Source organism: Ruegeria sp. BJ5, from assembly GCF_056537865.1.
The window spans coordinates 65,483-79,742 of sequence record NZ_JBQFSH010000004.1 but is presented as its reverse complement, the minus strand read 5'-3'; the positions used below and the strand labels follow the sequence as shown (position 1 = coordinate 79,742).

Genomic DNA, 14,260 nt, shown 5'->3' with positions numbered 1-14,260 from the left:
TGAACCGATCCGAAAAGGTGCACCCATGCCCGACATCCAAGACCTGGCCCGGCACAAACTGACCCCATCGCAAGCAGCGCAATACTGGGAAGACGGCTTCCTGTTTCCGCTGGATATTCTGTCTGCTGACGAGGCCGCGCAGGTGCGCTCGGAACTCGAACAGATTGAACGCGACTGGATGGCCGCCGATCTGCCTCTACCGCTGAATACCTACAAGCGCGTGAATTCACACCTCGTCATGCCGCTGGCGGCGCGACTGGCTATGGATCCGCGTATACTGGATGCCGTCGAAGGCGTCTTGGGTCCGGACATCATGATCTGGTCGGCCGAGTTTTTCATCAAAGAGCCGCGCACCGTCCAGACGGTTGGCATGCATCAGGACCTGACCTATTGGGGGATGGGAGAGACCCCGGATCAGGTTACGGCCTGGCTGGCCCTGTCGCCGGCAACCGTGGAAAGCGGCTGCATGGATTTTGTCCGGGGCAGCCACAGGAACCCAATACTTCCGCACAATGACACCTATTCCGAAACCAACCTGTTGTCGCGCGGGCAAGAGATTGCGGTCGAAGTGGCCGAGGAAGACAAAACCCATATCGAACTGGCGCCCGGACAGATGTCACTTCACCACGGGCTGACCATTCATGGCTCGGGTCCGAACCGGTCGGACGATCGACGTATCGGGATGGCCATCCGCTATATCAGCCCGAATGCGAAGCAGTTGGTGGCGGACCGCGACTACGCGATGGTCGCGCGCGGAAAGGACCGGCAGGGAAACTTCATCCATGTCGATCCGCCCGTCACCCTGTTTTCTGACGAGTCGCTTGCCCTGTACGAACAGGTGCGGCGCGATCTGGGCAAGGCGCTGGCAGCTGGGGCCAAGGCCACCGTTCCGCTCTATGATTGAGCCGGGTTCGAAACCCAAAGGCCAGGGGATTGGACGCCTAGCGCCCAACCCCGACATAGGTTTCGAAACCAGATTTCTTGACCTTGTCGCGTGAATAGATGTTCCGCAGGTCGACCATGCGTGGAGATTTCATCTCAGCGGCCATCTGCGTCAGGTTCAGCGCGCGGAACTCATTCCATTCGGTCAACAGCACCACTGCGTCCGCGTCCTTGGCAGCGGCATACGGGTCTTCGACCCACTCTACACCCGGCAGCAGAGCCTCACCCTCGGATCGGCCCTGAGGGTCGACCACGCGAACTTTGGCGCCGCCACCGATCAGGGCGGGCACGATGGTCAGTGATGGAGCGTCGCGCATGTCGTCGGTGTTGGGTTTGAAAGTCACCCCAAGAACCGCCACGGTCTTGCCGTTGAAACTGTCGTCGCAAGCTTCGCGGATCTTTTCGATCATGCGTTTTTTGACCTCGTCATTCACGCGCATGACGGTTTCGGTGATCTGCATTGGAAAGGCATGTTCCTGTCCGATCCGCGCAAGCGCCGCGGTGTCCTTGGGAAAGCATGATCCGCCGTAGCCGGGGCCGGCATGCAGGAACTTGTTTCCGATTCGCCCATCCAAGCCGATGCCGCGCGCCACTTCCTTGACGTCGCCACCGACCCGCTCGCACAGGCCAGCGATTTCGTTGATGAATGTGATCTTGGTGGCGAGAAAGGCATTTGCCGCATATTTGATCATTTCGGCGCTTTCCAGATCCGTCGTCAGGATCGGAAAATCGCGCAGGTAAAGTGGGCGGTAGATTTCGGCCATCACCTCGGCGGCGCGGTCGTTCTCGACCCCTACAACGACGCGGTCCGGACGCATGAAATCGTCGATTGCAGCGCCTTCGCGCAGGAATTCCGGGTTCGAGGCGACATCAAATTCGGCCTCGGGGTTGGCTGCTGCGACAACTTCCTGAACCTTGCGGTTGGTTCCGACCGGAACCGTGGATTTTGTCACAACCACGGTGTAGCCATCCATGGCATGGGCGATTTCCTCGGCCGCTGCCATCACATAGGTCAGATCCGCATGGCCGTCGCCGCGGCGGGTTGGTGTCCCGACAGCGATAAAGACGGCATCCGCGCCTTTCACCGCATTTGCCAGATCGGTGGTAAAGCTCAGCCGGCCAGCGGCCACGTTCTTGGCCATCAGAACATCCAGTCCCGGTTCGTAGATCGGAACCTTTCCGTCCTGCAGCATCTGGATCTTAGCTTCGGCTTTGTCGACGCAAATGACGTCATGGCCGAAATCCGAGAAGCACACACCCGACACCAGACCCACATATCCGGTGCCGATCATCGCAATACGCATTATTCAAATTCCCTTGTTACCAATGCCACCTCGGGCGGCCACACATTCGGAGAAACTTCCGCCGGTTTCAATGCCTCACAGTGGCCTCGGGTTGCATTCCATGACATCTTGCTGTTTTTGGGGCGACAAATGGGCGTCCATGAAACTGGTGGAACAAACTGATGACCAAAAAAGCGCTGATCACCGGAATTACCGGACAGGACGGGTCTTACCTGGCCGAATTTCTGTTGGCAAAGGGCTATGAGGTTCACGGGATCAAGCGTCGGGCATCCTCGTTCAACACCCAGCGGATCGACCACATCTATCAGGACCCCCACGAGCCTGATCCGAAGCTGCGCCTGCACTATGGCGATCTGAGCGATACCTCGAACCTGACCCGCATCATCCAGGAGGTTCAGCCCGACGAAGTCTACAACCTGGGCGCCCAATCTCACGTGGCCGTCAGCTTCGAGTCTCCGGAATATACCGCGGATGTCGATGCCATCGGCACTCTGCGCCTGCTTGAGGCGATCCGGTTCCTGGGACTTGAGAACAAGACCCGGTTCTATCAGGCGTCCACGTCGGAACTCTACGGGCTGGTCCAGGAAACTCCGCAGCGCGAAACGACCCCGTTCTATCCCCGCTCGCCCTACGCGGTGGCCAAGCTGTATTCGTATTGGATCACGGTCAATTACCGTGAGGCGTACGGGATGTATGCCTGCAACGGAATCCTGTTCAATCACGAAAGCCCGCGCCGCGGCGAAACCTTTGTCACCCGCAAGATCACGCGTGGTCTGGCCAACATCGCCCAGGGCTTGGAGAAGTGCCTTTACATGGGGAATATCGACAGCCTGCGCGATTGGGGCCATGCCAAGGATTACGTGCGGATGCAGTGGATGATGCTGCAGCAGGACAAGCCCGAGGATTTTGTTATTGCCACCGGCAAGCAGTATTCCGTGCGCCAATTCATCGAATGGTCGGCGGCCGAGCTTGGGCTCACCTTGGAGTTTTCGGGCAGCGGTGTGGACGAGGTCGCAACGGTGACGGCGATTGAAGGCGACAACGCCCCAGCGCTGAAACCCGGCGACGTGATCATGCGGATCGACCCGCAGTATTTCCGCCCAGCCGAGGTGGAGACGCTGCTGGGCGACCCGTCGAACGCCAAGGCCAAATTGGGTTGGGAGCCGGAGCTGACCGTGCAGGAAATGTGCGCAGAGATGGTTCTGGAAGACCTCAAAACCGCCAAGCGACACGCCTTGTTGAAAGAGCACGGGTTCGAATTGCCGGTCAGCCTGGAAAACGGCTGAGGAGGCAGAAATGCGCAAGATCTACATCGCCGGACATCGTGGCATGGTGGGTGGAGCAATCCTGCGTCAGCTCAAGGCGCGCCAGGCTGATGGTGAGGCGCTTGAACTGGTGACCCGAACCCATTCCGAATTGGATCTGACCGATCAGGCGGCCGTCCGCGCCTTCATGCAGGCCGAGCGGCCAGACGTCGTGATCCTGGCCGCTGCCAAGGTGGGGGGGATTCACGCCAACAACACGTATCCTGCAGATTTCATTTACGAAAATCTGATGATCGAGTGCAACGTGATCCATCAGGCTTTTGCGGCCGGCGTACGGCGTCTTTTGCAGCTGGGCAGTTCCTGCATCTACCCGCGTGAAGCAGCGCAGCCGATGCGCGAAGACGCGTTGCTGACGGGTGTTTTGGAGCCGACGAACGAACCCTATGCGGTCGCCAAGATCGCCGGAATCAAGCTGTGCGAAAGCTACAACCGCCAGCACGGGGTCGACTACCGGTCGGTCATGCCGACCAACCTGTATGGGCCGGGCGACAATTTCCACCCTGAGAACAGCCATGTTCTGCCAGCACTGATCCGCCGCTTCCACGAAGCCAAACGAGACGGGCTGGACGAGGTGGTGATCTGGGGAACTGGGAAGCCGCGGCGTGAATTCCTGCATGTCGATGACATGGCCGAGGCATCGCTGTTCGTAATGGATTTGCCGCAGGACGTGTATCAGGCCAATACGCAACCCATGCTGAGCCACATAAACGTGGGCTGCGGGCAGGACGTTTCAATTGCCGAGCTGGCCGCACTGATCGCCAAAATCACCCGATATACCGGCCGGATCACGCAGGACACCACCAAGCCAGATGGTACGATGCGCAAGCTGATGGACGTTTCCCGGTTGGCCAAGATGGGCTGGAAGGCACGCATAGGCCTCGAAGATGGTATCCGCGAGACCTATGCCTGGTTCCTTGATCAAACGGCCGACGACCTGCGGGCCAAATAGGCACCCGGCCCAAAGACCGGGTGCGTTCGCTGATCAGAACCAGCGACCGATGGCCGAGACCGCCGGGGGTATTGCCGCCGGATCGGATACCGGCGACAGAACTTGCCACGCTACCTGCGTTTCGGTCGGCAAATCGAAGCTGATGAACCGTCCCAGGGCATTACCGCTGCCGCTTAGGGTTGGAGTACTGCCCACAGCAAAAGGCGCGGGGAAAGTCCAAGTATTCTGGGCGCTTGCAAACAGTGGCCCCTTGCCGACAGTACAGGCCACCGCGCTCGCCGCGAGGGTGCAGATCTGGGTTCCGTCCGCGAAACGAACGAATTCGCTGTTCGCATTTGCGCCGCGTTCGATCACTGCGCCGGTCGGGGTCCCGCCAGACTGCGTCACCGGACCCAAGAGGTTACCCGGGCCATATCCGTAGTCGGCTCGCATCAGCCGTCCGGGTGTTACATCTTCAGGGTTGGCTTGAACGGCCGCGCCACTGATCGTTCCCGATGTGGCATCCACGCGCACCGCCTCGGTCCAAGTGCCGCCGTCCGGTGAAACCTTGATGGAAAAATCGGTACTGCCCGCAAGGCCCATCTCGGCGTGACCGGTCCAGTTGGACTGAAACAGGAGGGAGGCGGTGTCAGTCGCGCTCGCCTTGTTGACCTTCAACTGGTGGCCGCTCCCGTCATGGCTCAGCAATGTGGCGGGACTCCGAACCGAAAGGCGGTTGGTCGGATCGTATCCGGTTGCGACCCCGACCCCGGCAAGGTTCGCAGTATTGAGCGGAGGATCGATCCATCCGCCGTTGTCCCAGACCTTGAGCGCGGCGCCGGCTTGGTCCCAAACACGCCATCCGTTTGCCGGCGTGACAAAGACCCAAGCATTGTCCAGCCAAGCCGCGAGTTGCCCAGGCTTCCCCGCCCAGGCGCCTGTCGGGCTGGCCCCCAAGCCGTAGATGGCACCTTGATCTGGTGCCGCAGGTGGAATGGTTTCATCCAGAGCCACAACACTCAGCTGCACGATCAGGTCCAGCTGCCGCAGCGCTTCGTTGTGGGTGACGTGTTTTTGCGCCTGTGAGGGTTGCAGAAACGGCAGATTCAAACGGGGGGTGATTTGGGACACGGGCGGGATCCTCCTTGGGCCATCGATTCACGGAATTCGCTGCGCGCCACCCTGCCGCGGATGGGATGAATCCCCGCTTTCACGTGCGAACGGCACAAAAAGGATTTGGTTACTTATGGATTTCCAAAAACGAAACAAAGCCGCCCTTTTGGGGCGGCTGTGTATGGTTTTACGATGGCGGTAAGTCAGCTGATTCTGTCTTGTTCGCCCAAAGCGTGAACCGTTAGCGATCAGAGCCGCGGTGTTCAGCCACGATCAGCTGCGGGCGTAGACATCCTCGTATCGGATAATATCGTCCTCTCCGAGGTAGGCGCCGGTCTGGACCTCGATCAGGACCATGGGCACCTTGCCGGGGTTTTCCATGCGGTGAACCGCGCCAAGGGGGATGTAGACAGACTGGTTTTCGCTGACCAGACGAACCTCGTCATCGATCGTGACCTTGGCGGTACCTTCCACGACGATCCAATGCTCGGACCTGTGGTGGTGGGACTGCAGGCTCAGGGCCGCACCGGGGTTAACGTGAATCCGTTTGACCTGGAATCGTTCGCCCACAACCAGGCTCTCGAACCAGCCCCAGGGGCGATGGTCGACCGGCAGAGCTTCGGCCTGCGGTGCCCCTTTGGCTTTCAGGGCGGCCACGGCCTGTTTGACGTCCTGTGCCTTGTCCATGCTGGCCACCAGAACGGCATCCGGCATGGCCACCGCGATCATGTTCTCGAGCCCCATGGCCACGACTTCTTGGGAGGCAGACTCGGACCGGATCAACACGTTGTTGCAGTCGATCGTCGTCACCTCACCGGTGGTCGCAACGCCGTTTTCGTCGGGGCTGCTCAGCTCCTGGACGGCCGACCAGCTGCCGACATCCGACCAGCCGGCGGCATAGGGAACAACGCTCAGGTTTTTGGCCCGCTCCATGACCGCGTAGTCGATCGAAATGTCTTCGACTTTCTCCCAGGCCAATGCGTCCAGTCGCAGAAAGCCAAGATCGGCCTTCGCGTCCTCGACTGCAGTCTGTACCGGCGGCAACAGGTTGGGTGCATGGTCCTGGAACGCAGCGATGATGTCGCGCACCGCAAACAGGAAAATGCCGGAATTCCACAGGTAACTGCCATCGGAAATCATGGCTTTAGCTCGATCCAGATCGGGCTTTTCAACGAAATGGTCCAATGCGACCGCAGCACCTGTCGCGTCGGGCGCAGCGCTTAGCTTCAGATATCCATATCCGGTTTCCGGCCGGTCCGGAGTGATCCCGAACGTCACCAGATTGCGGTCCCTCTCGATGGCGGTCACACCTTGCGAAACCGCCGCGTGGAACGCGGATTTTTCGGGAACGACGTGATCGGAAGGTGCCACCAGCATTAAAGCATCCGGGTCTACCTTCGACAGGTAAAGCGCGGCCGCTAAAACCGCCGGAGCCGTGTTGCGGCCCTCAGGTTCAATGAGGATCGGACCGGGGTCGACACCAATGGCGGTAAGCTGCTCGGTGACGATGAAGCGGAACGATTCATTGGTGAGTATCAGGGGCTTGGCGTACGGTGCGTCCTTGGGCCCTCGCATCCTGTCCGCACAGTTCTGCAACAGGCTGCTGCTTCCGACCAGAGGCACGAACTGCTTGGGATAGCTTTTTCGGGACAGCGGCCACAGGCGGGTTCCGGAGCCGCCGCACAGAATGACGGGATAGATGGTGGTCATGACGAATGGGCTTTTCGGCTGGTTTTCTGACGTTTTATCGCAGTCATCACAGGGTGGGTGAAGGACCGCCGCTTATTGGGCGGCCCGACCTGTGGCAACAATATCATTCAGATAGGCGCTCAGATCGTCGCGCAGGTCATTCCGGGCCAAGGCAAAAGCCACGGTGGCCTGCAGGAAGCCCGCCTTGGATCCGCAGTCGAACCGTTGACCATCGAAGCGGTATCCGAAAACCGGGACACCGTTGCCGATGTCTTCGGCGATGGCATCGGTCAGCTGGATCTCCCCGCCGCTGCCTTTCTTCATCTGATTGAGGTTGTACAGCACCGATGGCCCCAAAATGTATCGACCGATGACCGCCATGTTCGACGGAGCCTCGTCGGCCTTGGGCTTTTCGACCATGCCGCGGGCGCGGATCACCTTGCCGGAACTGTCGGCGGCGTCCAGTATCCCGTACGAGCTGGTTTTTTCGGGTGCGACCTCCATCGCGGCGACCATGTTGCCGCCGGTTTCCTCGTAAGCCTCGACCATCTGCTGCAGGCAGGGTTTGTCGGCTGCAATAACGTCGTCCGGCAGCATGACCGCGAAGGGTTCATCGCCGATCAGGCGGCGGGCGCACCATACGGCGTGTCCCAAGCCCAAAGCCTTGTGTTGGCGGATATAGGCGATAGCACCGCTTTCCATGTTGGTGTTCTCGAGAACCTCCAACAAATCATCCTTGCCTTTGGCCTTCAGTTCCTGCTCCAGCACGAGATTGTGGTCGAAATAGTCTTCGAGCGCCGATTTCCCGCGTGATGTGACGAATATGAACTCTGTAATACCCGCAGCGCGTGCTTCGTCGATGGCATATTGAACGAGGGGCCGGTCGACCAGCGTCATGATTTCCTTCGGAACGGATTTCGTTGCCGGAAGAAACCGGGTGCCCAATCCTGCGACAGGGAAAATCGCCTTGGTGACCTTGCGTGACATGTGACCTCTCAAATTCAAAAACTTAGCCGGCGGACGTGGTGCATCCGGGGCTTCCTCTTAGGCTGCGAAACCGGATCAATCAATGATGCCCGAAGAAACAGGCCGAAAACGACCGAAGGGTGCCATCTGGTCATGGCAAAGTCAAAATACCCATTTCCAATATCTCTGCCCTAACGGGCAAGCACCCCGAAGCCGGTTGCCCGGCTTCGGGGACTGGATCAAGCGCTCGCCATGATCGCTTCCAGCGGATCGTGTTCAGCCACGAAATGCCCGGGCGAAATCTCGCTGAGCGCGGGAACATAGTCGGTCTGACCCGCCGCCAGACGGCTGGGCAGGAACCGCAGCGCTGCCTTGGGATCCATCGGCGAGGGCAACTCGCCCGGCAATTTCAGCCGCTGGCGGCTGCGCTCGACATCCGGGTCCGGGATCGGAACCGCCGAGATCAGCGATTGCGTATAAGGATGAACCGGGTTCGCGCAGATCACCTCGCCATCGCCCAGTTCGACGATCCGACCTAGATATAGAACCATGATCCGGTTCGACACCGCGCGCACCACCGACAGGTCGTGGCTGATGAAGATCATCGACAGGCCGAACTCCTGCTGCAGTTCCTTCAGCAGCTGCACGATCTGCGCCTGGATCGACACGTCCAGCGCCGAGACCGCCTCGTCGCAGATGATCAGCTTGGGCTTGTTGATCATCGCCCGTGCGATGCCCACCCGCTGGTTCTGCCCGCCCGACAGCTCGTGCGGGTAGCGGTTGATCATGTTGGCGTTCAGGCCGACCCGTTCCATCATCTCGGCGACCATCTGCTTGCGTTCGCGCTCGGTCAGGTCGGGGCGATAGGTCTTCAGCGGTTCTGCGATCGAGGCGGAGATCGTCATCCGCGGGTCCAGGCTGGCCAGCGGGTCCTGGAACACGATCTGCAGATCCTTGCGGTACTTGTTCAGCTCGGCCCGTTTCAGCCCGACGATCGGATGGCCCAGCCAGCTGACATTTCCGGCGCTCGGCTCGATCAGCTGCAGCACGGCACGGGCGAGGGTGGACTTGCCGCAGCCCGATTCACCGACCACGCCCAGGGTTTCACCCTTGCGGATGTCAAAGCTGACGCCGTTCACCGCCTTCAACGGCACCTTGCGGCCGAAGATGCCGCCCGGAACGTGGATCGGGAAATGCACCTTGACGTCATCGACCTTCAGCAGCGGCGCCTCGTCGGTCTCTACCGCCTTGGGCGCGTCCCCCGCGTCGATGCGGGGCATGGCCTCGATTAGGGTGCGGGTATAGTCGTGCTTGGGCGCGTGAAAGATCTCTCGCGTGTCACCGGCCTCGACGAACTCACCCAATCGCATGACCTGCACCCGGTCACACATGCGGGCCACGACGCCCATGTCATGCGTGATCAGGGCGATGGCCGTGCCTTCGTCCTTTTGCAGACGTACCATCAGGTCCAGAATGTCGGCCTGAACGGTCACGTCCAGCGCGGTGGTCGGTTCGTCGGCGATCAGCAGCTTGGGATTGCACAGCATCGACATGGCGATCATCACCCGCTGGCGCATCCCGCCCGACAGCTCGTGCGGGAACTGGTCGAGACGGCGCGCGGCCTCGGGGATGCGCACGCGGTCCAGCCATTCCAGGCACCGTTGCCGCGCGGCCGAACCCTGCAGGCCTTCGTGCACCTGCAAGACTTCACGCATCTGCTGGCCGACCCGCAAATGCGGGGTCAGGGCGGTCAGCGGGTCCTGAAAAATCATGCCCACGTCATCTCCGCGGATCTGGTTCAGCTTGTTCACGGGCAGGTTCAGAATTTCCTGCCCGTTCAGCAGCACCGACCCGGTGGCCCGGCCCGCCGGCGGCAGCAGGCCCATCGCGGCCATGAAGGTCTGGCTTTTGCCCGACCCGCTTTCGCCGACGATGCCCAGGCATTCGCCCGGCGCGATGTCAAAGCTGATGTTCTTGACGGCCTCGACCACCCCGTCGGGCGTGTCGAACTGAACGCTCAGGTTCTTTACGGAAAGCAGGCTCATGTCAGCGGTCCTTCGGATCCAATGCGTCACGCAGGCCATCGCCGATGAAGAACATCGTGATGATGATGGTGACGTAAAATGCCAGGGGGTACATCAGTTGCCACAACGTGCCGTAACCCATGGTTCCGGCGCCCTCGGCGATCAGACGACCCAACGAGGTATAGGGCTCGGAAATCCCCAGCCCCAGGAACGAGATGAAGCTCTCCGTCAGGATCATCTCGGGCACCAGCAGCGAAGCATAGACGATCACAACGCCCAGCAGGTTGGGCAGGATGTGGCGGTACATGATGGTGAACTCGCTGACACCGGCGGCACGGGCGGCCTCGATGAACTCGCGGTTCTTCAGGGTCAGGGTCTGGCCGCGCACGATCCGCGCCATTGTCAGCCAGCCCACCGCACCCAGCGCGATGAACAGCATGAAGAACGACCGCCCCGCCACGACCAGCAGCAGGATGATGACCAGCGTGGCCGGAATGGCCAGCAGGATGTCGACGAAGCGCATCATCACGCCATCGACGCGCCCGCCGATGTAGCCGGCGGCGATGCCGTAGCAGGTGCCGACGATCAGCGCGGTGGCCGCCCCGATCAGGCCCACCAGCAACGAGGTGGTGGTGGCCTGGATGACCCGGCTGTACAGGTCGCGCCCCAGATCGTCGACGCCGAAATAGTGCCCTGTCTCGATGGATGGCATGCCCATGCCGGCCACGTCGCCCATGACGTTCCAGTCGATTTCCTCGTTGTTCCAGACGGCGAAGTAAGGCCCGATGATCGTGAACAGCACGATCAAGCCCAGGATGAACACGCTGGCCATGGCGGCCTTGTTGCGGACAAAACGCATCCGCGCGTCCTGCCACAGCGACCGGCCCTGAATGACCGTGTAATCGGTGATGTCTTCGGCCAGATGGGCGGCTTTCTGAGATTTTCCAAGCATTTGCCAGACCCCTCAGTAACGGATTTTCGGATCGAACCAGGCATAGGCCAGGTCGGTCAGCAGGTTCACCAGAACGGTCAGAACGCCATAGAGGATCGTGACCCCCAGCAACACCGCATAGTCGCGTGACAGGGCCGAACCCACATAGGCCTGCCCCAGCCCGCCGGTCGAGAAATAGATGTCAACGAAGACCGAACCGGTCAGCACATAGACGAAGACCGGGCCCAGATAGGACACTACCGGCAGCAGCGTGGGTTTCAGCGCGTGACGCCAGATCACGGTGCGGGTCGGCAGGCCCTTGGCCCGCGCGGTGCGGATGAAGTTCGAATTCAGAACCTCGAGCATCGACGACCGGGTGATCCGCGCGATCGAGCCCATGTACGATGTCGCAAGCGCGATGACGGGCATGATCAGGTATTGCCACTGACCCCCGTTCCAGCCGCCGCCCGGCAGCCAGCCCAGCCACAGGGTGAAGGTCAAAATCAGGATCGGGCCCATGATGAAGTTCGGCAGCGCCTGGGCGGCGATGCCCAGACCCACGGCGAAATAGTCGATCCAGCTGTTGTGGCGGATCGCAGCGGCGATGCCCAAGCTGACACCCACCAGCGTGGCCACGAGGAAGGACAGCATTCCGTAGGTCAGCGAAATCGGAAAGCCCTGCGCGATGATGTCGTTCACGTCGCGGTCCTTGAACTTGAAGGATGGGCCGAAATCGAAATGCACGACGATGTTGTACAGGTAATCCCACAGCTGTTTCCACAGCGGCTGATCCAGCCCGTAGCGCGCCTCGATATTGGCCAGAACCTGCGGCGGCAACGGCCGCTCCGAGGTGAAGGGCCCGCCGGGCGCGAAGTGCATCAGAAAGAAACTGGCGACGATCAGCAACAGGATCGTCGGAACGGCGATCAGCAGTCGCCGGATGACATAGGCAAGCATTTCATGCCCCCAATTATTGGCCCTGCCCCAGAGCATGTCCGGGGCAGGGCGCGATCAAAGGATGATGATTACTCGGCGATCTTGTAGAGGTTCTTCGAGTACCAGTTCTGCTCGACGTTGTTCACCGGCCAGTTCCCCACGTCGCTGTCCATCATGTAGACACCGGCATAGTGGTAGATCGGGATCACAGGGGTTTCCTGTGCGATGATCCGCTCAACCTCGGTGTACAACGGGGCCGGATCGTCCGAGGTTTTGGCCTGGGCCAGCAGCTCGTCGACCTTGGCATTGTTGTACTTACCGTCGTTATAGCCGGAATCCGACTGCAGCAGATCCAGGAAGGTCGAGGCTTCGTTGTAATCGCCGCACCATGCGCCGCGGGCCAGCTCGAAGTTCTGGTTGCCGCGCTCTTCCAGGAAGATCTTCCATTCCATGTTGGCCAGTTCCACCTGTGCGCCCAGCTTCTGCTTCCACATCTGGCTGAGAGCCACGGCGACCTTCTTGTGCGCCTCCGAGGTGTTGTAGACCATCGCGAAGCTCAGCGGGTTGTCGGGACCGTATCCGGCCTCGGCCAGCAGTTCCTTGGCCAGCTCGTCGCGCTCGGCCTGGGTCATCGACGCCATTTCGACGACCGGCGGGGTGAACCCAGCGGTTGCTTCGGGCACGAAGGTGTAGGCTTCGGGCTGACCGCCGGCCAGAATGTTCTCGGTGATGATCTTGCGGTCAACCGCCAGCGACAGGGCCTGACGCACGTTCGGGTCTTTGAAGGCCTCGGGGCCGCCGTCGGACAGGTTGAACGTGTAGTAGTAGTTGCACAGGCGCGGGAAGCTGATCGCCTCGTTCGGGTATTCCTTCTTCAGGCGCGGGAACTGGCCTGCGGGAACCTCGGTGCGGTCCAGCTCACCGGCCAGATAACGGGTCAGGGCCACATTCTCATCGTTGATGACCAGGGCCACGACCTTGTCGATGATGGTGTTGTCGTTGTCCCAGTACATCGGGTTGCGCTCGCGCACCGAGCGTTCGTTGGGCAGGTGCTCGGTCAGGACATAGGCGCCGTTCGAGACGATGTTGCCGGGCTTGGTCCATTCATCGCCGAACTGCTCGATGACCTTCTGCGGGGCCGGGAAGGTGGTCGAGTGCGTGGTCATCTGCGGGAAATAGGGCAGCGGCGCGCTCAGTTTCACTTCCAGCGTGTGGTCGTCGATCGCCTTGACGCCCAGGTCGTCGACCGGCTTGTCGCCTGCGATGATCTCGGCGGCGTTCTCGATCGACATCAGCTCCATGAACCAGGCATAGGGCGAGGACAGCGCCGGATCGACGGCACGCTTCCAGGCAAAAACGAAGTCATGTGCGGTGACCGGATCGCCGTTCGACCACTTGGCGTTGTCGCGCAGGGTGAAGGTGTAAACGTCCTTGGTCTCGTTGGTGGTATAGCCGGTGGCCACGCCCGGAACCAGGTTGCCGTCTTCGTCCTGGTTCATCAGACCTTCGAACAGGTCGCGGACAATCTCGGCGCCCGACACGTCCTCGACCACTTGCGGGTCGACCGAGCTGTGCTCATCCAGTACGCGGTAGACGAAGGTCTGGTCGTCGGCCAGCGGCTCGCCGGTGACTGGATGGGTGCCCGCGGCCAGCGCGGCACCGGTGATGAAGGTCGAGCACAGCAGGCCCGCCACCGAGTTTCGAAGGATGGTGTTCATGATCTTCTCCCAATTATTGTGGCGGCGGTCTGCGCATCCATATGGGATGGCGTCCGGCGGCCCTGGTTGCCCGACATCCGCTGGGACCCGGTTCTTTTCGATTTTGGGTTGTGCCAATTCGCAAGGAACACTGCGTCGCAGCTTTTTGGATTGCAGTCGGTGAAGTGGATGCAAGAGCTTCCTCTCGCTGGCCGAGACCGTGCCACTATTTTGGGCAGGGTTAAAGCCTTCCCATGAGTCCGGATCGCCTAAAGGTAGAAAGAAACTTCGTGACGCGTGGTCGCTGAAATTTTGTAACGATGGCGTGTATCGTTGCGATATTTTCGTGCCCAGGCCGCTAGGATTGCAGTCTGTGGCGCGGTCTGTTTCGGCAGAATTTCGCCG

The 14,260-nt window shown here is 60.6% G+C and carries 11 protein-coding genes; 3 read left to right on the top strand and 8 right to left on the bottom strand.

Annotated features, from left to right (window positions below; translation table 11 throughout):
- Positions 1-25: 25 nt before the first annotated feature.
- Positions 26-904 carry a phytanoyl-CoA dioxygenase family protein gene (locus ACR0NY_RS14045; protein WP_170369393.1) on the top strand — a complete coding sequence of 293 codons (879 nt, stop codon included), beginning with the start codon at positions 26-28 and terminating at the stop codon, positions 902-904.
- Positions 905-941: 37 nt separating this feature from the next.
- Here the strand turns inward: ACR0NY_RS14045 and ACR0NY_RS14040 are convergent, their stop codons facing one another.
- On the bottom strand, positions 942-2,246 hold the full coding sequence (locus tag ACR0NY_RS14040) for a UDP-glucose dehydrogenase family protein (protein WP_170369391.1): 1,305 nt from the start codon (positions 2,244-2,246) through the stop codon (positions 942-944).
- Positions 2,247-2,407: 161 nt separating this feature from the next.
- On the opposite strand from ACR0NY_RS14040, the gene gmd reads away from it, so the two are divergent.
- Together gmd and fcl are read left to right on the top strand one after the other, a co-directional pair.
- Positions 2,408-3,532 (top strand): GDP-mannose 4,6-dehydratase, encoded by a 1,125-nt coding sequence (gene gmd / locus ACR0NY_RS14035; protein WP_170369389.1) that lies wholly within the window; start codon positions 2,408-2,410, stop codon positions 3,530-3,532.
- 10 nt (positions 3,533-3,542) lie between these two features.
- Positions 3,543-4,520, top strand: coding sequence for a GDP-L-fucose synthase (gene fcl, locus ACR0NY_RS14030; RefSeq protein ID WP_170369388.1), 978 nt, complete (start codon positions 3,543-3,545; stop codon positions 4,518-4,520).
- Between the two features lie 33 nt (positions 4,521-4,553).
- Here fcl and ACR0NY_RS14025 read toward each other — a convergent pair whose 3' ends face one another.
- The 7 genes from ACR0NY_RS14025 to ACR0NY_RS13995 all read right to left on the bottom strand — a co-directional run bounded on the left by ACR0NY_RS14025 (position 4,554) and on the right by ACR0NY_RS13995 (position 13,876).
- Positions 4,554-5,630, bottom strand: coding sequence for a DUF2793 domain-containing protein (locus tag ACR0NY_RS14025; protein WP_170369387.1), 1,077 nt, complete (start codon positions 5,628-5,630; stop codon positions 4,554-4,556).
- Between the two features lie 255 nt (positions 5,631-5,885).
- The gene (locus ACR0NY_RS14020) at positions 5,886-7,322 is read right to left on the bottom strand and encodes a mannose-1-phosphate guanylyltransferase/mannose-6-phosphate isomerase (RefSeq protein ID WP_170369386.1); all 1,437 of its coding nucleotides are present in this window, start codon (positions 7,320-7,322) and stop codon (positions 5,886-5,888) included.
- A 72-nt stretch (positions 7,323-7,394) separates the two neighbouring features.
- A complete protein-coding gene (gene galU, locus ACR0NY_RS14015; protein WP_093963131.1) occupies positions 7,395-8,288 on the bottom strand; it encodes a UTP--glucose-1-phosphate uridylyltransferase GalU in 894 nt (297 codons plus the stop codon).
- A gap of 218 nt (positions 8,289-8,506) precedes the next feature.
- Positions 8,507-10,312 (bottom strand): ABC transporter ATP-binding protein, encoded by a 1,806-nt coding sequence (locus ACR0NY_RS14010; RefSeq protein ID WP_170341883.1) that lies wholly within the window; start codon positions 10,310-10,312, stop codon positions 8,507-8,509.
- Between the two features lies 1 nt (position 10,313).
- Positions 10,314-11,243 (bottom strand): ABC transporter permease subunit, encoded by a 930-nt coding sequence (locus ACR0NY_RS14005; RefSeq protein ID WP_170341885.1) that lies wholly within the window; start codon positions 11,241-11,243, stop codon positions 10,314-10,316.
- A gap of 12 nt (positions 11,244-11,255) precedes the next feature.
- The gene (gene oppB, locus ACR0NY_RS14000; protein WP_093963128.1) at positions 11,256-12,179 is read right to left on the bottom strand and encodes an oligopeptide ABC transporter permease OppB; all 924 of its coding nucleotides are present in this window, start codon (positions 12,177-12,179) and stop codon (positions 11,256-11,258) included.
- A 68-nt stretch (positions 12,180-12,247) separates the two neighbouring features.
- On the bottom strand, positions 12,248-13,876 hold the full coding sequence (locus tag ACR0NY_RS13995; protein WP_093963729.1) for a peptide ABC transporter substrate-binding protein: 1,629 nt from the start codon (positions 13,874-13,876) through the stop codon (positions 12,248-12,250).
- Positions 13,877-14,260: the final 384 nt, after the last annotated feature.

What these genes read in the sequence shown, in the direction of transcription:
- ACR0NY_RS14045 (WP_170369393.1), top strand. Translation starts at nt 26, where the DNA reads ATGCCCGACATCCAAGACCTGGCCCGGCACAAACTGACCCCATCGCAA.
- ACR0NY_RS14040 (WP_170369391.1), bottom strand. Translation starts at nt 2,246, where the DNA reads ATGCGTATTGCGATGATCGGCACCGGATATGTGGGTCTGGTGTCGGGT.
- gmd (WP_170369389.1), top strand. Translation starts at nt 2,408, where the DNA reads ATGACCAAAAAAGCGCTGATCACCGGAATTACCGGACAGGACGGGTCT.
- fcl (WP_170369388.1), top strand. Translation starts at nt 3,543, where the DNA reads ATGCGCAAGATCTACATCGCCGGACATCGTGGCATGGTGGGTGGAGCA.
- ACR0NY_RS14020 (WP_170369386.1), bottom strand. Translation starts at nt 7,322, where the DNA reads ATGACCACCATCTATCCCGTCATTCTGTGCGGCGGCTCCGGAACCCGC.
- galU (WP_093963131.1), bottom strand. Translation starts at nt 8,288, where the DNA reads ATGTCACGCAAGGTCACCAAGGCGATTTTCCCTGTCGCAGGATTGGGC.
- ACR0NY_RS14010 (WP_170341883.1), bottom strand. Translation starts at nt 10,312, where the DNA reads ATGAGCCTGCTTTCCGTAAAGAACCTGAGCGTTCAGTTCGACACGCCC.
- ACR0NY_RS14005 (WP_170341885.1), bottom strand. Translation starts at nt 11,243, where the DNA reads ATGCTTGGAAAATCTCAGAAAGCCGCCCATCTGGCCGAAGACATCACC.
- oppB (WP_093963128.1), bottom strand. Translation starts at nt 12,179, where the DNA reads ATGCTTGCCTATGTCATCCGGCGACTGCTGATCGCCGTTCCGACGATC.
- ACR0NY_RS13995 (WP_093963729.1), bottom strand. Translation starts at nt 13,876, where the DNA reads ATGAACACCATCCTTCGAAACTCGGTGGCGGGCCTGCTGTGCTCGACC.